This is a genomic window from Streptococcus sp. 17.1 (assembly GCF_016648655.1).
GTDB classification, from domain to species: Bacteria; Bacillota; Bacilli; order Lactobacillales; family Streptococcaceae; genus Streptococcus; species Streptococcus salivarius_E.
Genome location: NZ_JACLQM010000019.1, coordinates 1 through 20,938 on the forward strand (window position 1 = coordinate 1; position 20,938 = coordinate 20,938).

15 protein-coding genes are annotated in these 20,938 nt (G+C 40.1%); all 15 read right to left on the reverse strand.

Going from position 1 to position 20,938, the window contains the following annotated elements; translation table 11 throughout:
- Positions 1 to 123: 123 nt before the first annotated feature.
- A complete protein-coding gene (locus H7T99_RS09185) occupies positions 124 to 1,305 on the reverse strand; it encodes a pyridoxal phosphate-dependent aminotransferase (RefSeq protein ID WP_037600437.1) in 1,182 nt (393 codons plus the stop codon).
- A 9-nt stretch (positions 1,306 to 1,314) separates the two neighbouring features.
- A complete protein-coding gene (locus tag H7T99_RS09190) occupies positions 1,315 to 2,097 on the reverse strand; it encodes a carbon-nitrogen family hydrolase (RefSeq protein WP_037600441.1) in 783 nt (260 codons plus the stop codon).
- 131 nt (positions 2,098 to 2,228) lie between these two features.
- Positions 2,229 to 6,059, reverse strand: coding sequence for an LD-carboxypeptidase LdcB/DacB (gene ldcB, locus H7T99_RS09195; protein WP_201035985.1), 3,831 nt, complete (start codon positions 6,057 to 6,059; stop codon positions 2,229 to 2,231).
- Positions 6,060 to 6,333: 274 nt separating this feature from the next.
- Positions 6,334 to 6,987: a DUF6287 domain-containing protein gene (locus tag H7T99_RS09200; RefSeq protein ID WP_037600446.1), complete on the reverse strand. Its 654-nt coding sequence runs from the start codon at positions 6,985 to 6,987 to the stop codon at positions 6,334 to 6,336.
- Positions 6,988 to 7,084: 97 nt separating this feature from the next.
- Entirely contained in the window at positions 7,085 to 8,404 is a 1,320-nt protein-coding gene (locus H7T99_RS09205) for a sensor histidine kinase (RefSeq protein WP_037600449.1), read from the reverse strand.
- A complete protein-coding gene (locus H7T99_RS09210) occupies positions 8,401 to 9,135 on the reverse strand; it encodes a response regulator transcription factor (protein WP_037600451.1) in 735 nt (244 codons plus the stop codon). Before H7T99_RS09210 ends, H7T99_RS09205 begins: the two co-directional genes overlap by 4 nt.
- Before the next feature lie 249 nt (positions 9,136 to 9,384).
- Entirely contained in the window at positions 9,385 to 10,050 is a 666-nt protein-coding gene (locus H7T99_RS09215) for a DUF6287 domain-containing protein (protein ID WP_037600454.1), read from the reverse strand.
- A 135-nt stretch (positions 10,051 to 10,185) separates the two neighbouring features.
- Positions 10,186 to 10,938, reverse strand: coding sequence for a response regulator transcription factor (locus tag H7T99_RS09220; protein ID WP_037600457.1), 753 nt, complete (start codon positions 10,936 to 10,938; stop codon positions 10,186 to 10,188).
- A 201-nt stretch (positions 10,939 to 11,139) separates the two neighbouring features.
- On the reverse strand, positions 11,140 to 13,722 hold the full coding sequence (locus tag H7T99_RS09225; protein WP_037600459.1) for an SH3 domain-containing protein: 2,583 nt from the start codon (positions 13,720 to 13,722) through the stop codon (positions 11,140 to 11,142).
- A 276-nt stretch (positions 13,723 to 13,998) separates the two neighbouring features.
- On the reverse strand, positions 13,999 to 14,298 hold the full coding sequence (locus H7T99_RS09230) for a hypothetical protein (protein WP_037600462.1): 300 nt from the start codon (positions 14,296 to 14,298) through the stop codon (positions 13,999 to 14,001).
- A 64-nt stretch (positions 14,299 to 14,362) separates the two neighbouring features.
- Positions 14,363 to 15,055, reverse strand: coding sequence for a DUF6287 domain-containing protein (locus H7T99_RS09235; protein ID WP_037600465.1), 693 nt, complete (start codon positions 15,053 to 15,055; stop codon positions 14,363 to 14,365).
- 138 nt (positions 15,056 to 15,193) lie between these two features.
- Positions 15,194 to 16,117 carry a helix-turn-helix domain-containing protein gene (locus H7T99_RS09240; protein WP_037600468.1) on the reverse strand — a complete coding sequence of 308 codons (924 nt, stop codon included), beginning with the start codon at positions 16,115 to 16,117 and terminating at the stop codon, positions 15,194 to 15,196.
- A 177-nt stretch (positions 16,118 to 16,294) separates the two neighbouring features.
- Positions 16,295 to 18,913 carry an alanine--tRNA ligase gene (gene alaS, locus H7T99_RS09245; RefSeq protein WP_037600471.1) on the reverse strand — a complete coding sequence of 873 codons (2,619 nt, stop codon included), beginning with the start codon at positions 18,911 to 18,913 and terminating at the stop codon, positions 16,295 to 16,297.
- Between the two features lie 24 nt (positions 18,914 to 18,937).
- The gene (locus H7T99_RS09250) at positions 18,938 to 19,423 is read right to left on the reverse strand and encodes an LURP-one-related/scramblase family protein (protein ID WP_037600473.1); all 486 of its coding nucleotides are present in this window, start codon (positions 19,421 to 19,423) and stop codon (positions 18,938 to 18,940) included.
- 338 nt (positions 19,424 to 19,761) lie between these two features.
- The gene (locus H7T99_RS09255; RefSeq protein ID WP_002890136.1) at positions 19,762 to 20,904 is read right to left on the reverse strand and encodes a peptidyl-prolyl cis-trans isomerase; all 1,143 of its coding nucleotides are present in this window, start codon (positions 20,902 to 20,904) and stop codon (positions 19,762 to 19,764) included.
- Positions 20,905 to 20,938 lie beyond the last annotated feature (34 nt).

Below are 20,938 nucleotides of genomic sequence, written 5' to 3' on the forward strand. Positions count from 1 at the left end.
ACATACAAAAAGAGAAAACCTATCAGGTTCTCTCTAGATGTTAGCTTTTCGTCACCCACTACAGTTGACAAAGAGCCAAAAAAACAAGCAGTCTTTTCCAACTACTTGTTTCATGATTGTTATCTAGTTATTAAATAATTGCAAGTTGGCAATACGATCGACTGCTTCGACCAGACGTTCTGGCTCTACCAAAAGCCCAATACGAACATAAGCATCTCCTGCAGAACCAAATCCTTTACCTGGTGCCACAGCAACATGGGCCTTCTCAAGCAAAAGATCCGCAAAACTCTCACTAGTGTAACCCTCTGGTACAGGCATCCAAGCATAGAAAGAACCTTTGGATGGAAAGGCCTTCCAGCCAATCTTAGCAGCTGCCTGGACAAAAGCATCTCGACGGCTATCATAAGTCGCATTCAGTTGAGCAACAGCCTCCTCAGATTTAGGATCTAAGAGGGCTGCAATCCCAGCCTCCTGCAAGGCAGGAAAGATTCCCACAAAAAGATGGTCTTGAATCAGATTTAAGGCTTCAATCATCTGGTCATTCCCAGCAGCAAAGGCTAAACGCCAACCAGCCATATTGAAGGTTTTCGAGAAAGTATAGAACTCAATGCCCACATCTTTAGCACCAGGTGTTGATAAGAAGCTAGGATTCTCATAGCCTCGATAGCCCAAAGCTCCGTAAGCTAAATCACTCACCACACCAACTTCGTAAGTCTTAGCCCAGGCAACCAACTTTTCATAAAAGGCCTTAGTCGCCACAGCACCCGTAGGATTATTCGGATAATTGATATAGATAAACTTAGCACGGCGAGCTGTCTCTTCAGGGATGGCATCCAAATCTGGCAAGAAATCATTTTCAGCCGTCAAAGGAAAGGTCTTATAGGCTACACGTCCTAGACTCACTCCTGATAAATAATCAGGATATCCTGGGTCAGGTAGGAGCAAGAGGTCACCTGGATTCATCAAAGCTAGGGGCAATTCCACAAGCCCAATTTTAGCCCCACCCATGACACAAATCTCACGCTCCGCATCCAAATCGACCCCATAATGTTTCTTGTAAAAACTAGCAGCAGCTTCCTTAAAAGGACGATTGCCTCGAAACTGTGAATACTTATGGCTAGCAGGATTTTTCGCTGAGGTACAAAGCGCCTCAACAATATGGTCATAGGTTGGTTGGTCTGGATTCCCCTGACCAAGATTGATAACATCTGCTCCTTCCGCCACCTTGGCATTAACTTTAGCAACCAACCCTGCAAAAAACTGTTCTGGCAATGCCTTCAATAAGTCAGATTCTTCAAATAACATAAACACTCCTTAATGATACAAGTCCGTGCGACGATCCTCAAAAACAGGAATCTGACCTCGAACCTTATCTACCTCTTCAAGATTAATATCAGCCGTAAAAACGCCCTCCTCATGCTCCTTGGTTTGTAAGACCACATTTCCAAGTGGATCTATAACCATAGAATGTCCTGAAAAGATATCGTTCGGTCCTGATCCAACACGATTGACAGCAACTACAAAAGCTTGATTTTCAACTGCACGCGCCTTTAACAAAATCTCCCATTGCTGCACTCGAGGTTCCGGCCACTGCGCTACCACAAAAAGCACCTTGGCCCCTTGTGCCATCTGTGTTCGCACCCATTCAGGAAAACGGATATCATAACAAATGACACTGGCAGCTATCACACCATCAAGCTCAAAAACAGACTCATTCGACCCAGCAGACATGTACTGGTCCTCTGCCATAAGGCCAAAGAGATGGGCCTTGCTATAGGTATTGATTAAGTCCCCAGACTTATTGTAGACATAGGTCGTGTTGTAGAATTTACCATCTTTCTCAATAGCAACGGACCCTCCAATAATAGCTACAGCATGTTTCCTAGCAAAATGAGACAAGAGTTCTTGAGAGTCCAATCCATCCTTATCCGCAAGCCCATCAAGTTCGTTTAAAGCATAGCCTGTATTCCACATTTCAGGAAGCACAATAACATCAGGATTGTCATCAAGCGCCCTTTCCAGCATCTCTATGACGTGTTTTTTATTTTCCATAGGCTGCCCGTGAACGACATCCATCTGTACCAACGCAATTTTCATAATAACCTCTATTCTATATTAACCATTATAGCACTCCAAAAGACGTCACAAAAATTGAAAAATTCAATCTCATGATAAAGAAAGGCTATCAAAAAAGGCTGGACATAATGTCCAACCTAATCATTATTACACTAAGCAATATCAACGTAACGACGAGCACCGCTCACTGTCATGTATGAAAGCCATGTGTGACCGTCCGCTGTCAAAACCTTATCGTAGTTAACACTCATACCCTTGTCATAGTAGGCCAACTCTGGGCTTGAAACCTTGGCTTCTGCCTTGATTGACGCACGACCTGTGAAGGTATAACGGCCTGATTCTGGAAGACTTGGTTTATCCGCTGGTTTAGCAACCGGTTTAACTTCTGGTTGACTTGCTGGCTTAGACTCTGCCTTGGCTGCTGCAATATCAACGTAACGACGTGCACCGCTTGCTGTCACGTATGAAAGCCATTGACGGCCATCGGCTGTCAAAACCTTGTCGTAGTTAACGCTCATACCCTTATCATAGTAGGCCAACTCTGGGCTTGAAACCTTAGCTTCTGCCTTAATTGACGCACGACCTGTGAAGGTATAAGTGCCTGATTCTGGAAGACTTGGTTTATCCGCTGGTTTAGCAACTGGTTTAACTTCTGGTTTAGTTTCTGTAGCTTTAACTGTCGCAATATCAACGTAACGACGGGCACCGCTTGTTGTCATGTATGAAAGCCATTGATGACCATCGGCTGTCAAAACTTTGTCATAGTTAACACTCATGCCCTTGTCATAGTAGGCCAACTCTGGGCTTGAAACCTTAGCTTCTGCCTTGATTGACGCACGACCTGTGAAGGTATAAGTTCCTGTCGCTGGAAGGTTGATGGCACCTGTAGTGGCTGGTTTGCTTTCAGCAGGTTTGCTGCTAGTAGCATAATCGCCACCTTCGATACCAAAGTACTCTTCCAAGCTCAATCCTGAATCGTGGATGTCTTTAGCTTCTTTACCCACATAGCGGATATGCCATGCTTCTGGCATGTAGCCGGTTGAAGCTTCTTTACCTGCTTGGAAACGCACGATAAAGCCATAGTTATGTGCATTGTCTTTAAGCCATTGACTAGCTCGTGCATCCTCAAGCAAGTTACCTGATTTATCAGTCAAATCAAAGACCAAACCAGTTTGGTGTTCGCTATATCCAGGACGAGCTGAGTAACGATCTGCAGCTGCCTGACCATCACGGCTAACATAATTGTCGTAAAGAGTCTTTTGATAGTCATAAGAACGGAAACCACTGTATGAACGTCCGACATTCAAACCTTGGTTAATCATATCATCACGAAGGCGAACAAAGGCTGCCTTAGCTGTAGGATTTTCACCTGGATTATAGTCCTTAGAAAGACCATGCTTCTTATTGACAATGATAATATCATCATATTTACCACGAACACTATAGTAAGAACCGTTATTGGTCAATTTCCCTGTCACTTGAGTTTCAGTGATTTGAGGGACTGTAGCTGTAGTTTCTGTGATATAGGTTCTCTTACCATCCAACATATAGTAAAGATGCACAGAATAAGTACCCGCATCACCCTTATGGCTGGCTTTATCTACATGAACCTTATAGCTACCGTCTGATTGTTTGTCGGCATGATACCAAGTGAGGTCATCTTGGCCATTCTTATCTGACCAGATTGGAACACGGACTTCTTTAACTTCTTTGCCACCACCTGAAACATTGGTAACGACAACATCAAAGCCGTTAGACGTTTGGTTGGTAATCGTCAATTTTCCTGTTACTTGAGATTCAGGAACTGTGGCTGTAGTTTCGGTAATATAAGTTCGTTTACCATCCAACATGTAGTAAAGATGCACAGAATAAGTACCCGCATCACCCTTATGGCTAGCTGTGTCTACATGAACCTTGTAGCTACCGTCTGATTGTTTGTCGGCATGATACCAAGTAAGGTCATCTTGACCATTCTTATCTGACCAAATTGGAACACGCACTTCTTTAACTTCTTTGCCACCGCCTGAAACATTAGTTACGACAACATCAAAGCCATTAGACGTTTGGTTGCTGATGGTCAATTTCCCTGTCACTTGAGATTCAGGAACTGTGGCTGTAGTTTCGGTAATATAAGTTCGTTTACCATCTAACATATAGTAAAGATGCACAGAATAGGTACCAGCATCACCCTTATGGCTGGCTTTATCTACATGAACCTTGTAGCTTCCATCTGATTGTTTATCGGCATGATACCAAGTAAGATCATCTTGACCATTCTTATCTGACCAGATTGGAACACGGACTTCGTTAACTTCTTTGCCACCACCTGAAACATTAGTTACGACAACATCAAAGCCATTAGACGTTTGGTTGTCGATAGTCAATTTCCCTGTTACTTGAGATTCAGGGACTGTGGCTTTGGTTTCTGTGATATAGGTTCTCTTACCATTCAACATATAGTAAAGATGCACAGAATAGGTACCAGCATCGCCCTTATGGCTGGCTGTATCTACATGAACCTTGTAGCTACCGTCCGATTGTTTGTCAGCATGATACCAAGTGAGGTCGTCTTGACCATCTTTATTTGACCAAATTGGAACACGAACTTCTTGGACTGCCTTGCCACCACCTGAAACATTGGTAACGACAACATCAAAGCCATTAGAGGTTTGGTTGTTGATGGTAAGGTTACCAGAAACACGGTTTTCTTGTGGTTTAGACTCAGTAGTTTTCAAGGTCGCAATATCCACATAACGACGTGTACCACTGTAGCTAATGTAAGAAATCCATTGGTGGTTATCCGCAGTCAAGACCTTGTCATAGTTCACTTTGTAGCCTTTTTCCAAGGTATAAAGCGTTTCTGCAGAGGCCTTAGGTTCGTTTTTAACATTCAAGCTACGTGTCACATTATAAGTACCACTTGCTGGAAGTTTTTCAGCACCAGTAGTTTCTGGTTTTGCTTGATTAGTCTCTGTTGGTTTAACAGTTGGTGTTTCAGCTTTAGCAGGTGTCAAAGTCGCAATATCGGCATAATAGCGAACATAGTCATACCCAAGGTAAGAAATCCATTGGTGATTATCCGCAGTCAAAACTTTGTCATAGATAACATGGTCACCCTTACTGAAAACAAAAGTAGGTTTGAGGTCTGCTTTTGGTTCTTTCTTAATATCTGTGTCACGTGTAAAGTAGAAAGTTCCTGTCGCTGGGATGTTCAAAGCACCTGTTGTGGCTTGAGTGCCATTAGAAGGCTTACCATCCCCATTACCACTATTACCGTTACCACTACCAGCTGCCACTGGTTTCACTGGCGCATAACGACGCACGCCAGAGTATGATTTGTAGCTAATCCATTGGTAGCCGTCAGCCGTCACGACTTGATCGTAAAGGACGCTGTCTCCTGGATTTACATAAAATTCAGCCTTGGCAGACACCTTGGGTTGATTCTTAATCTCTGTACGTTCCTTGTAGACATGAGTCCCTTGACTTGGAAGGTCGCTGTCTGTAGTTGTAGCTGGTTGGCTCACCAAACTAGTATTGACAGCTGCTCTCGTTAAGGCAGATACCTCAAGGTTAGTGGCTGTTTCAGATGAAGCATTTGTGTTCCTTGTCACTTCTGAGCTGGCAGCTGTTGATTCAGAAATTTTATCAGCTGCTTGTGAGGTACTAGCACTCACTTCACTTCTAGCCTCGCTAGTAGCAGTTTCACTAGCGGTTTGGCTAGTTGTTGAGACTTGGCTAGCTTTCTCGCTTGATGCTACCCCATCGGTCGCTACACCATTGAAAATATCAGCTGCTGTCACAGCATCACTATCTGAGGTAGCACGCAAAGTGGCATCTGAAGGTGTTGAAACTTCATGATGCTCATCAGCCAAAGCTTGACCTGCAAAGACCAAACTTGCTCCTAAAAGGACTGATGCTGCCCCAAATGAATATTTACGAATGGAAAAACGTTGTTGTTCGTGTAAAAATTTTTCTCGTTTCATATCAATTATTCTCTCTATCGAATTGATGTTACTGTTTGATTGTAACACTCGGTGACAAACATTACAAGTATTTTACAGAATATTACTGAATATTTCTCACTTGTCCATTAGTATACCAAATTTATTTGACTTGTTCACACCTAAATCATAAACTGTCCAATTTTTGTCATAATCGAAAGTCGAAGCAAGCCATACTAATTTATTCGTAATTTTGTTAGAAAAAAGTTAAGAGAAATATAAAAGATCACTATTAAAATAGCAATCTTTTTTCATGTTAATTGCGATAAAATGGATAATTTTCTGCATCATCACTTTGACCAATAACAAGATGGTCTGAATCGCCATTACCAGTTCCAGGAATAGCCCAAAAAGCTGCGCTATCAATATCAGAAGCAATTGTTCCTGAAAAATTTCCATTATTTAAATGTCCAGAATAGAGATGATAAGTATAACCACTCCCATTTTGTACTGTGCCATCTGGTGAAATTGTAACAAATTCTCCTCGAGAGTTTGTCCAAGTACCAGCGATTGAACTATAATCACCTGAACTTAGTTGCTTCCCATTAAACGATGATGATGATTGTGTTTCTTCTCCTGTTTTTTCTTTTGTAGGCTCAGAAACTTCTCCTGAAGATAAGACCGTTTCATCAGTGTCTTTAGTTGCAGAATCTTTGGCAACAGAAGACTCACTAACCTCAACTGTTTCATCTTTTGTGTCTTCATTTTTTACATGCGGGTTTGAATTTTTCTTATCGTTCTTAGTAGATTTACTTGAGCTTGAAGATGACTTCTTAACCGTTTTGACTGGACTGCTACTTGTGCTAACACGAGCTGATTCATGGCTGTTAAACTTAGTCACCAGGAAGATGGCAAGAATAACTACGATAAGAGCTGCCACGATACCAATAAGTTTGCTTGTATTTTTCATGAGTGATGTTCCTTTTCTGATAATTTACTAGGTTATTATAATATATAGACAGCTAAATTTTTCATTGAAGTCATAAACGGTGGTTTTTTCGTCATAATCAAACCACATCTTCTATTTTTAGTGTCTGTTTAAAACGATAGTCTTTAGATTGTGTTGACAAAGAACAATTAGGATACTTCCCTAAAATCTCTCGAACAGTGGACAGACCTATACCACGTCCCTCTCCTTTACTTGAGCGACCAAGTTTAAAGATACCGACTGTATTGATAGATTCTGGAGCAATGGTATTTTCCACTATTACTACCTTTGTCTCTCCACTGATAAGAGCAATGTTTACTTCTTTAGTACTGCTATCCAAACTAGCCTCAATAGCATTATCCAAGAAGATGGACAGCACCGTTATGAAATCCAACAATTCCATCCTCGATACTTCAAAGACGTCGCTGACCTCAAGGTGAACGGTAATAGACTGTCCCTGTGCTTCCAAGATTTTACTAGTCAGGACACCTTTAACAGCTTCATCTTTAATATTAATCAAGTTGGCAATTTCGTACTGTTTTCCCTCAATCCGAGTCTTTGTTTTTTCAAGGATATTATCGTAGATATCGGAAATCATAGCTATATCCTTGGAGTCAATGCCATATTTGATACTAGACAAAACATTTAGGTAATCATGCCTGAAGCGACGAATATCCGTATAGAGTTGCTCGATTTGTTGACTATAATGAGCCAAATCACTAATTTGCCTATCTTTTTGGAGTAGGACTTCTTCTTTTAGTCTTTCACTGAAAGTCGCATTAATGTAAACAAGTGTCGCAAGAAAGAGTAAAGCATAGGTCACCACGAGATAAACATGCCAATCTCTTCCTCCAGGGCTCTGTTGCACAAAAAAGGTGATATATTGGAGAAGGGGAGCATAAGATAACATTGATATATCTATAAGCAATAAAAAGTACTTTGAAAATGACTTTCTAAAACCATAGTTCAGTGCTTTGAAATCTACTTTTAAGGTCTTAATGATTAACCAAAACACAGGAAAGACTAGCAACTCAATGACAAGGTTTAAATGAAAATGGTTAAGTACAATCAAATAATGTCGATTGATGACTAAGGCAATCCCATAAATAATAAGATTGTGAACAAGACTCTCTATGACGATTGGAAACAAGCCATAGAAAATATCTAATAACCTATTGCCATAACGATTTCTGTAGAGGGAATAAACAACCAAGAAGGCATGCCCTAAAACATAGGATAGGGCTGGAGAAAGCACAAACAAAAATCGGATAATCAAGGGGATGATGATATACCATCTTAGCTTTATCTTCTCGGAGGTAATGTATTGATAAATGACAATAAAGAGGATAATCTCCGCTAAAAAGTCTAGATTATCCAACAAAAAATTGATTGCTGTCATAGGCTGATTCTCTCAAGCAATTTCTTTAGTTTCAACTTTGAAACATAGCAAACGCCACCATTTTCAAAATAGACTGTCCCCGTACTTTTATCTAATTTGATGACATTTTCTGGGTTGATAAGGAAAGATTTGTGGCATTTAAACAGTCTAGGGTCACTCTTTTCAATTTGTGAGAGACTGCCATAAAACTCAATCTGCTCCTCTTTAGTATAAAGGATAACCTTATGAACGATATCCGAGGTCTCAAAGTACAAGATATCATGAAAGGGAACCTGAATAACGGTCTTAGCATTCTCAATCCGAAAAGCGTCTTCTGGATTCTGACTCTGTATCTTTTTGCAGGTTAATAAGATAATACTTTCCACACGCTTTTGAAAGTCCTCACCCTCCAAAGACTTATCAATAAAGTCTAGAGCTACCAGTTGGTATTGAAAAGTTAAGGGAAGATACTCTGAATGAGTCGTGAAGAAAACAATACTGGCATAGGGATCATTCTTGCGAATCTGCTTAGCCACTTCCAAACCTTTTTTAGTATCGTCTTTAATTTGAATGTCCAAGAAAAAGAGCTGATGAGACCCTCGCTCGGTAATAGACTCTAACAGTTGATTGGGTTTGTCAAAAACCTCAAAGTCCCCCACTTTAATATTATTTTTCTTAAGAATCGTATGAATAACCTCTTCAATACGATTTTGTTGGATAAAATGATCTTCTAAAACATAGATGTTAAGCATGGCATAACTTCCTTTAGCATAATCTTAAGAGAAATTCTAAGTTAGAGCATTTCTTTAATAAATGAACCTCTCTTATTTATTCAAAATGAGATTTATTGTTCTCTTTACTTATTTTACATTTTTATTACAAAAAAAAACAATAGTTTGTAACATTTTTTTGCTCCAATCAACCAAAAAAACACCCCACAAAGTTAGATTTTATCTGTCTAACTTTTGGGGTGCAGTTCATAAATAGCAATCTTTTTCGTACTAGTTACGATAATAAGGGACACCTTCAGCAGTTTGGTCCTGACCAATAACAAGGTAATCAGAGCCGTTACTACCTCCAGAAATCGCTCTCAATGCAGCTGAGCTTGTATCTGAGAAAACTCCTGCATAGAAAATATTATCTGAAACTCTTTGAGGCTTCAATTGAGCAGTATAACCTGTTGAGTTTTTAATAATTGTACCATCAGCATTAATTGTAACTGATTCACCATTCGCATTAGTCCAAGTTCCCACAAGAGAGCTAATATCACCATTGTCAAGGGCACCAAAGTCAAGCGATGATTGACTATTATTTGTGTTCTTCTCAGATTTAGCCTTATCTGTTCCAGCTGCAGATTCAGCCACTTGTCCACCATCTGTAGTGCCTGCTTGAGCTTGTTCTTGAGAGGAAACTTTAGGTGCTACTGCTGAGGCCTGATTGTCATTTTCTTCATTTGTGACTGCTGAAGATGATGATTGAACTGATTTCTTATCCTTCTTAACAGCCTTACTTGAGCTTGAAGATGACTTCTTAACCGTTTTGACTGGACTGCTACTTGTGCTAACACGAGCTGATTCATGGCTGTTAAATTTAGACACCAAAAAGATAGCGAGGATAACTACGATAAGGGCTAATACTAAACCAATAAGTTTACTTGTATTTTTCATGAGTGATGTCCTTTACTGATAATTTACTCGGATATTATAATACAAAAACAGCTAAATTTTTCATTGAAGTCATAAACGGTCGTTTTTTCGTCATAATCAGAAAATAACATTTAAAATAAAAATACTATATATATATCAAACTGCCATGGGTTTTGGAACAAGCATCTTAGCAACAATCTCTTTTTGTTTAGCTTTCGAAACCAAGCATGACTCTCCATTTTCAAAATAAATTACACCTAACTCTTTGTCCAATCTCACAATGTTTTCGGGATTTACAACAAATGATTTATGGCATTTATATAGTCTGCAGTCTTGTTTCACAATTTTTGACAATTGACCATAGAACTCAATCTGCTCTTCCGTTGTATGAAGAATCACCTTATGAACTGTTGGAGATGTTTCAAAATAAAGAATCTTATGAAAAGGAACTTGTATAGTTGCATTCTTTGTATCTACCGTAAAAGCACACTCTATTTGGCTCAAACCATTTTTAGAAAGTACTAATCCAATATCAGAAATAATCCTATCTTCATATTCAATATCAGGCAAATTCTTGTCAATAAAATCAAGTGCAGCTAAGCGATACTGAAAGGTTGAAGGTAGGAGTTCGGGATGTGCTGTGATGAAAACAATACTAGCATAAGGATCTCGCTCACGAATCTGTTGAGCAACCAATACTCCCCCTTCGATATCACTATCAGATCCAATATCTAGAAAAAACAGTAAATGCGAGCCCCTTTCCGTAATACGCTCTAATAATTGATTGGGTTTATCGTATAAATTGACCTTCCCAATTCTTAAAATATATATTTGTTTAGACTTGTGGATGGCATCCTCAAGACGAGCTTGTTGAAAATAATCTTCTTCTAAAACAAAAATATCTAACATGCTCAATACCTCCGTTTTATAACATTTCCTTTCAATAACTTGATGAATTAGCTACTTATAGAACGAATCCTATACTTTCATTTTGATTCTACAACTTTCTCTAATTTACGGCAAATATTTTCAAAACATATTGAACAATATATTTATTCAACTCTTGAAACTAAAAAACACCACCCTCAAAAGAGAGTGATGTTACGAATCTTAAGAAATATCCACATAGCGTCTTGCACCGCTATAGGTTACATAAGACAACCAGGTGTGGCCATCAGCTGTAAGGACCTTGTCATAGCGAACGGACATGCCTTTATCATAGTAGGCTAACTCTGGGCTTGCAACGCTTGGTTGATCCTTGATAGAGCTAGGTTTGGTAAAGGTATAGGTGCCAGTTGCCGCTAGGCTTGGACTTGCTGGTTGAGCAACTGCTGTTGCCTTAGCATCAATAGCAATGTAACGGCGGTTGCCTCCATGGCTAACATAAGAGAGCCAGGTATGACCATCTGCAGTCACCAATCTGTCATAGTTAACGGACATACCAGCATCATAGTAGGCCAACTCTGGACTTGCCACACTTGGTTCTGCTTTAATGCTAGAGCGTTCCTTGAAAGTATAGGTACCAGATGAAGGTGTACTTGGTTGGACTGGTTGTTCTACAGGTTTAGTTACACTTGTTGGTGCGATAGCAACATAGAAACGATGTCCTGAATAGCTGAGATAAGAAAGCCATGTATAGCCATCATTATTGACAACCTTGTCATAGTTGACTGACATACCAGCATCGTAGTAGCTAACATCTGGGTTGGCTACCAAAGGTTGAGTCTTAATGCCAGAACGAGCAGTAAAGGTGTATGAACCTGAAGCTGGAAGGTTGTGGCGGGTTGCATTTTGAACTGGAACAGTTGTGCTAGTGCCTCCGATACCTACCATCTTACCATCTTGGACATAGTAGAGATGGACAATATATTCGCCCGCTTCAGCCTTATGGTCAGTAACATTGATGCGAACCTTGTAGCTACCATCACTTTGTCTGTCAACTTGGTGCCATACAAGATCGTCTTGACCGTTTTGAGCTGTCCATACTGGAACACTTACGCCTTGGATAGCTTTATCACCACCAGAAACATTAGTGATATGAACATCAAAACCAAGGTTAGAGAGATTTTCAATATTGATAGTACCGCTTGGTTTGCTTTCTTGTTGAGCAAGTTTAGACACGGCTACATAACGGCGGTTGCCATTGTAGCTGAGGTAAGAAAGCCATTGGTAACCATCACCACTGACAATCTTATCGTAATTGACTGACATGCCAGCATCGTAGTAGGCCAACTCTGGACTTGCCACACGAGGTTCTGCCTTGATGCTAGAACGTTTTTTGAAGGTGTAAGTTCCTGCATCAGGAAGGCTATAGCTAGTAGTTGTATGCGTTTCTTCAACCTTGGCAGGAACTGTGTAAGTTGTGCCACCCACACCAACTAATTTACCATTAGTTTCAACATAGTAAAGATGAACATTGTAGAGGCCACGTTCATTCTTGTGGTCAGTTAGACTGACGTTAACCTTGTAGTTACCATCGTTAAGACGAGTCGCATTGTACCAGATGATGTCATCTTGTCCATTCTTTTCAGACCAGATTGGAACAGATACCCCAAGGACACCGTTTTGATCTGAAACATTACTGATAACCACACTAAAGTCACCATTATCATGGCTTTCAATAGCAATATCGCCTCTTGGTTTAGCTACAGCCTCTGCTGCAGCACCTAGATCGACGTAACGACGAGTACCATTGTATGACACATAAGAAATCCAACGGTGGTTGTCAGCAAGCAAAGATCTATCGTAGTTGACTGACATACCGGGATCAAAATTGAACTCAGTCTTAGCAGTCAAGCTAGGTTGATTCTTCACATCTGCAGGTTTAGTGAAGTAATAAGTACCACGTTCAGGGATGGTTTCATATCTAGTCGCTTCAGTGTTGCTACTAGTATTTTCGGCCTTCAAAGCTGCGATATCAGCATAGTAGCGTTCATAGTCGTAACCAATGTAAGAAATCCATTGGTGATTGTCTCTCTTCAAGACCTTGTCATAGATAACATGGTCGCCTGCACTAAAGACGAAGGTAGGTTTGATATCCATGATTGGCGCAGTACGAATTTCTGTTGTGCGACGGAAATAATAGGTACCGTTTGATGGGATATCAAGAGAACCATCAGCAGTCACTGGACCATCTACACCTGGCTGACTAGAATTAGTTAAGACAGTACGAAGACTAGTATCGACAGCTTCACGGTCAGTACCTCTAACTTCTGTTACTTCTGAAGTTGCTGAACGGTCAGTTTCACTAGCTACTTCAGAGCTAGCTACTGATGACACTTCAGAACGTGGGCTAGCCACTTCTGATCTAGAAACAGTAGCAACAGCAGATGCAGAATGAGCAACCTCTGCCGGTACTTCCAAAGAAGCAGCCTCGCTAGCCACTACACTATTAGCTTCAGAAGAGGCAACCTCACTGCTAGCAAGCTTAGGTCTTGGCGCTTCAGATCTTGAAGCTGGTTGATTGAGGACATCGGTAACAGCTTCTGAAGTTGCCTGGTCGATTTGAAGTGGTTCAGAATTATTTACAAAAACTTCATAATCCTTGCTGGTACTTGTGCTGTTGGCTTGTTCCTGAGCCAAAGCATGTCCACCAAGCATCAAGCTCGCACCAATCAAGACTGATGCAGCTCCAAAAGAATATTTACGAATTGAGTAACGTTGACGTTCCTTAACAACATATGCCTTTCTCATTTTGATCACTCTCACTTTCTAGGCTGTTTGATAAACATTGGAACCGTTTTCACATTTCTATTATACCCCTTTGAAATATTTTTTACAATTATTTCAATATTATTACTAAACTTTATTTTGTAGAAAATTGATATCTAATTCTTTCAAATAACTATAATTAAGAAAAACCCCAAGAACTACCTGAGGGCTTTTGCTACATCTAATTCCTTGACACATTAAGCAAATCTGAATAGATTAATTAATTCATTCTGAGTTGATTTGACTATAGGTATCAATCTAGTCTAACTCTGATTCATCATAGATGTATTCTTCTAAATGTTCAGTCACTGTAATCTCATCGCAGGAGCTAACATTTTGAAAGTCCTTAATGTAAACAATTTTATACTGATTTGGTAGAAGTACAGGAAAGGCAATTGGCTCACCATTCTTACACACGCGAAACATCTGAAAGCTATCTGTTACGTTACTAATAAAGACAAACGGAAACAAATGAGGACTGGGAGAATTCAAATAGTGATAGATACCCTTTAAGGTACCACTAGTACTTCTCACTTCTCCATGTTCTTTTTGAGACATTTTTAAAGCGTACTCCTTCTACTACTTGTAATTTCCTTTTCTTAAGTACCGAGGGACAATACCATTAATCTAATTTATTGTAAACATGCATTCGACCATATATCGCATCAGAACCGAAACGAATCTGTCCATTACTATCAAAGAAAATTGGGTCACTAGTTGGTCCATCATTATGAGCAAATCCTGCTACATAACCGCCATCTTGAGCAAAACCATTAAAGAGCTGACTACTTGTATCACTATAACCACTTTCAGCACCAACACGGGTTACACTACCGGATGGGGATACTGTAATTGTGTCCCCTAAGTCATTTTGATAGGTACCAGCAACACTAGAGAAATCACCATTAGCCATTGCCGTAGCATCAACCACTGTGGTAGCTGGTGTTTGTTCCGCTGAAGCAGCTGGTTGTTCTGTAGGAGTTCCTTGATTTACTCCAGCTGTTTCTTCACTAGGATTTGTTGGAGCAACTTCTTGTTGAGTAGATCCAGCAACATTTCCGGCTGATGGTTGTGAAGCCGTTTCTCCAGAGGTTGCCTTTGAGACCTCTTCTGAACTAGAAGATTTTGTCTTTTGCTCAGACTTCTTCGTTTTTTCTTTTGAAGATGGTTTTGTCGATTTCACTTTCTGACTAACCTTACTAGAGCTCGATGTTAATGTAGCTTCCTTCTTGTTATTACCACATGCACCAAGTAATAGAACGGAAGTTAAAGCGAGTGCGGTTAAAATTGTGAAACGTTTTGTAGCAGGTTTCATAATAATTCTCCTTATTACTCTATTTTAGACTGTGTCATTTTCAAAAATCTCAATGAAATAAGTTATATTCTTTAATTCTTCTTATGGGTATAATATACTGCATATTAGAAAAAAAGAACAGGACACGTATGTCCTGCTCTATTCTTTCATAGCATCTCTCATTTTCTCTGATATGATGTCAGTTAAAGAGGTGTCTCCTAGCAATCTAGCCAAGATTATCCCTTCTTGATAGGCCTTTTTAGCCTCAAAAATATCATTCTTTACAACATATAGATACTGTCCCTCTAGCATTCTCAAAATTGGTTTTTTCTGATAATCTTGAGTTTCCTCCATAATGTGATGCAGTTGATTGAATGCTACTTCCGATAAATGAAACTTTTTTCGTTCATATTCAACTATTGGAACCATTAATAAGGCATCCCTAAGTAAAAATAGATACTCCGTGGGAATACTATCATAACTATTTATAAGATTCCTACAAATGGTATAAAAGGTCCCTTCACTAAACCCATCTGACCGCATACTATCACCATCTCCTAACGAGATTTGATATAGTTCTATAAGTAGTAGATCATTGATAGTGTATACCCTTTTCTCACATAATGAAGGTAAACTCTTCTCCAATATGCTCATGCCAAATTTTTGGTGTGTCTTTGAAGTATATGAGTAAAGTTTTGACTGTAAGATATCAACGACCCTCTGTTCATCAACTGGCAAATCATCATAATAGATATCAATAATTTTACCCAGCTTTTCGTCTAGTTTCATTAGGTTATTTGGCTTATCTAAACTAGTCGCATGCATCAATTGATATTTGAGATTGAGGTATTCTACCGGCAACTTTGAGCCTATAGCCCTCTCTCCAAGCAATTCCGATAAAGATATATTCAGACGTCTTGCCAAGTGCTCTAAGGTCTCTAATTTAGGTTGAGACTTCCCTGTTTCTATACGTGTCAATTGCCGTACTGATAAAACCTCATCCCCTTCACAAAATTTTTCTTTAGTGAATCCTTGTGCTAATCTCAACTCTCTTAACCGATGACCAAAGTCTTGTCCAAACATCGCTAGCTCCCTTTTACTTGAAACTATTATAATTTTTATGATTTGTAATAGTATACCACCCAGTATTCACTATTTCAATTATGAAACGAAAATAATCATTACTTTCAATACCACTTACAAAGAAAAAAGATAGGATTTTCATCCTACCTTTTCAAGTTACTTTTATTGTATCACATCTTAGAGCTGTTCTGCTACTGCTGAAAGAAGATCTTGGATACCATTGGCATCGCTACCACCGGCCATGGCCATATCTGGTTTACCACCACCACGACCTGATACGATTGGTGCGAGAACCTTGATAACATTACCTGCGTGAACATCTTTAGACTTGCTTGCTACAAGAACATTAACTTTTTCGCCAATGTGAGCTGCAAGGACAAGGACGTCAGAGTAGTCTGCTTGTTTCCATTGGTCCGCGAAGGTACGAAGGGCACCTGCATCAGAAACTTCTACTTGGCTAGCAATGTAACGAACACCGTTAGCTTCTTTAACATCTTTGAAGACGTCACCAGCTGCAGCTGCAGCTGCCTTTTCTTTAAGCGCAGCATTTTCTTTTTGAAGGGCATGCAATTGCTCTTGAAGGCTAGCAACCTTGTTAGGCACTTCTTTCAATTGTGGTGCCTTAAGTGTTGCTGCGATTGCTTTGAGGGCATCTTCTTCTTCACGGTAAGCAAGGTAAGCTTCACGTGATGTCACTGCCAAGATACGACGTGTTCCTGAACCGATACCTTCTTCTTTGACAATCTTGAACATACCGATTTCAGCAGTGTTGGCAACGTGCGTACCACCACAAAGCTCAACAGAGTAATCACCGATTGAAACGACACGAACATTCTTACCATATTTTTCACCAAAGAGGGCCATAGCTCCCATTGATTTAGCAGTGTCAATGTCTGTTTCAATAGTTGTTACTGGAGTAGCTTTCCAGATTTCTTCGTTAACTTGTTCTTCGATAGCACGCAATTCTTCTGGAGTTACAGCCTCAAAGTGAGTGAAGTCGAAACGCAAGAATTCTTGTTCGTTAAGAGAACCGGCTTGAACAGCATGATCACCGACGATGTTATGAAGGGCAGCGTGCAAGAGGTGAGTCGCTGTGTGGTTCTTCATGACACGGTGACGACGTGTGTGGTCAATTTCAAGTTTATAGTTAGCTTCTACAACAAGTTCACCTTCAACTTCAACAGTGTGAAGGGCTTGTCCATTTGGTGCACGTTGAACATCAACCACACGTGCAACGACTGTACCAGCTGCATCTGAGATCGTACCGTGGTCTGCTACTTGTCCACCCATTTCAGCGTAGAATGGTGTTTGTTCAAAGACAAGGAGGGCTTGACCAAAGTTAACACTATCATGACGAGCATCATCAGCAACGATGACGCTCAAACGGCTTTCAGCAGTTTCCGCTTCATACAAGAACTCAGATGGTTCAGTGATGTTAGCGAGGGTTTCATTTTGCATACCCATAGAACCACCTTTGACGACGCTAGCACGCGCACGGTCTTGTTGTTCTTTCATGGCAGCTTTGAAACCTTCATGGTCAATCTTGAAGCCTTCATCTTCAGCCAACTCTTCTGTCAATTCCACTGGGAATCCATAAGTATCGTAAAGTTTAAAGATGTCTTTACCTTCAAGCGTATCTTTACCAGATTTCTTAAGGTTAGCAAGAAGCTCGTCAAGCATGCTTGAACCTGCATCGATGGTACGTGCAAAGGTTTCTTCTTCACGTTTAACAATCTTCTCGATAAAGTCTTTCTTCTCAAGAACTTCTGGGTAATAGCTTTCCATAATTTGACCAACAGTTGGAACAAGTTTGTACAAGAAAGCGTCAGAAATGCCGAGACGACGACCATGCATTACAGCACGACGGAGAAGACGACGAAGGACATAACCACGACCTTCATTACCTGGAAGAGCACCATCACCGATGGCAAATGCCAACGAACGAATGTGGTCAGCAATAACCTTGAAGCTCATTGTGTCACCATCTGGATTGTAAGTTTTACCAGACATTTTTTCGATTTCACGAATGATAGGCATGAAGAGGTCTGTTTCAAAGTTTGTTTTAGCCCCTTGCATTACGGCTACAAGACGTTCAAGACCCGCGCCCGTATCAATGTTTTTATTAGGAAGTTCCTTGTATTCTGAACGGGGAACTGCTGGGTCTGCGTTGAATTGTGACAAAACGATGTTCCAAATTTCAATGTAACGATCGTTTTCAATATCTTCTTCAAGCAAACGGATACCAATATTATCAGGGTCAAAGTCTTCGCCACGGTCAAAGAAGATTTCAGTATCTGGTCCTGAAGGTCCAGCACCGATTTCCCAGAAGTTATCTTCAATTGGAATCAAATGACTTGGTTCAACACCGCAGGCAATCCAACGGTTGTATGAATCTTTATCATCTGGATAGTAAGTCATGTAAAGCTTGTCTTTTGGAAAATCAAACCACTCTGGGCTTGTCAAAAGCTCATAACCCCATTCGATAGCTTCATCACGGAAGTAATCACCAACTGAGAAGTTACCAAGCATTTCAAACATAGTGTGGTGACGAGCTGTCTTACCAACGTTTTCGATATCGTTGGTACGGATAGCTTTTTGTGAGTTAGTGATACGTGGATTTTCAGGAATTACTGAGCCATCAAAGTATTTTTTCAAAGTGGCAACCCCTGAGTTAATCCAAAGAAGGGTTGGATCGTTAACTGGAACCAAGTTAGCTGATGGTTCAACAGCGTGACCTTTTGATTTCCAGAAATCAAGCCACATTTGACGAATTTGTGCTGAAGTAAGTTGTTTCATTGTTTCTCCTTAATCAATTGTTTCTTATTTTGAGCTATTCTCGAGCATTTCCACATAGTCAATAGCGACACATAGGGAAATGGCTAAATCGGCATAAGTATTTTCATAAACGGTAACAGTATAGGTCGATGTTAGATGGAAGAGTTCCTTTTGAATCCTAGCAACTACCTGATCTTGACTATTAAGCAGTTGAAAATCCAGGTCCCAAATATTCCCCTCTATTCGCAAGTCAAGATTATCGACATCATACTTATCACGAAGAAAGGTTAATTTTTTACGAATGTAAAAACTCGAACCATCCTGTAAATCCACCGTAAATTTGGGTAAGAGACTAATAGGCTCCTTGGTGATATGACTGATCTCACGACCATCCTCGCCAAAAATCGTAAAGGTCTTTGGAATCTTAAAAAAGGATCCTTCGACCTGGTAGGCAACTCTACCTTGATCATCCTTGATATCAAATCGTTCACCGCCCAATCGAAACTTCTGTTTGACAAAATAGGTTTTCATACGCCACCTCCAATAATGTCATACATTGCATTCAGAAAATACCCAAAGAATAAAAGACAAGACCACTAAACGAAGGGCGACGTGAACCGCGGTACCACCTTCATTCAATGAACTTGTCATTCTTATTTGTCTTTAATTGTAAACTTTGAGTAGCAAGTAATCAGATTCGTCCGTGGCTCGCAGCGACCGCCATTTTTCTGTATCAGAAGCAATGATTACCAATCTCAAAGGGAAGGCTAAAAATGTCATGATATTAGAACTTTCAGCCACTCTCCATTTTAACGTGTTTTAGGTCTTAGGTCAAGCTGATAATAGCATTATCAACTCTATCTTGTGATTTATTTGCTAGAGCTTGATGATGAACTTGATGAAGCCCCAGAACCAGTCACATACTGGTCAAGAATTGCGCTGAAGGCCTTGTCTACAACTTTAACATTGTATTTCTTAAGGACCTTAGCAATCACTGAGTTAGTGAAGTTAGTATCAGCTTTCTTACCATTGATGATAACCTTAGTCAAATCATCCTTATAGTTTTTCCAATCTGCATTTTTCTCAGCTTTTGAAACAGTTTTGACGATATAGTAAGTTGCAGCACCAGTTGAACTGTTTGAAACGGTCACTACGTCAGAAACGGCATTAGCATCTTGTTTGAAGGCTGCTGTCAAAACATCTGCTGGGAAGTCTTGAGAAGCTGAGTTAACTGTCTTAGAAGCCACTTCCAAGCTGTTATCTTTAGCAACTTGTGAGAAGTCTGCTCCTTCTGCTTTAGCTTCAGAGTCTACCTTATCTGCCACTGCTTTATCAGTAGTTGAAACTACTTGTACCTCTGTATTTGGTGTGTAGTTATCATAGGCGGCCTTGTAATTTGCTTCAGTCAAATCTTTTTGTGCGGCTTGGTTAACAGCATACTCAACCAATTTTTGTGTACGGATTTGAGTACGGTATGACTCTTCTGTTTGACCATAGGCTGCAAGTACTTGTGAGAATTGATCTCCGTATTGTTCTGAAGCTTGCTTATAAGCTTTGTCTACGTCTTCTTTGCTGACTTTGCTACCATATTCTTTTTCAAGAGCCTTTTGCAAAGTTGCACTCAAAACACTTTGTTGTGTTTGGCTGCTACCTTTAAGTGAATCAAAGACATCACCGACAGTAACAGTATCACCTTTCATAGATACCAAAGTTGTTTCTTCAGTCGTTTTGTTACCTAGAGAAACATACATAGCACCTGCACCAACGAGAGCTGAAACAGCTACAAGGGCAAGACCTCCGAGGAAGCGGCCACCTGAGCTTGGTTTACCAGCATCACGTGTCTTTTTCGTTTTAGCACGTTTAGCTTTTTCTTTCGCTTTTTCACTAGCGAGGGCGATGCTTTCCTCTTCTTCTTTTTGGCGATCAAGATGCTCTTGTTCTGCGTCTTTGTCTGCTACAACCTCTTCAACAGTTTCTTCTGTCGACTCAAGGTTTTCATTTTCTTTAGCCATTCTATCTACTCCTTAAATTGTCAATATCTTTGTT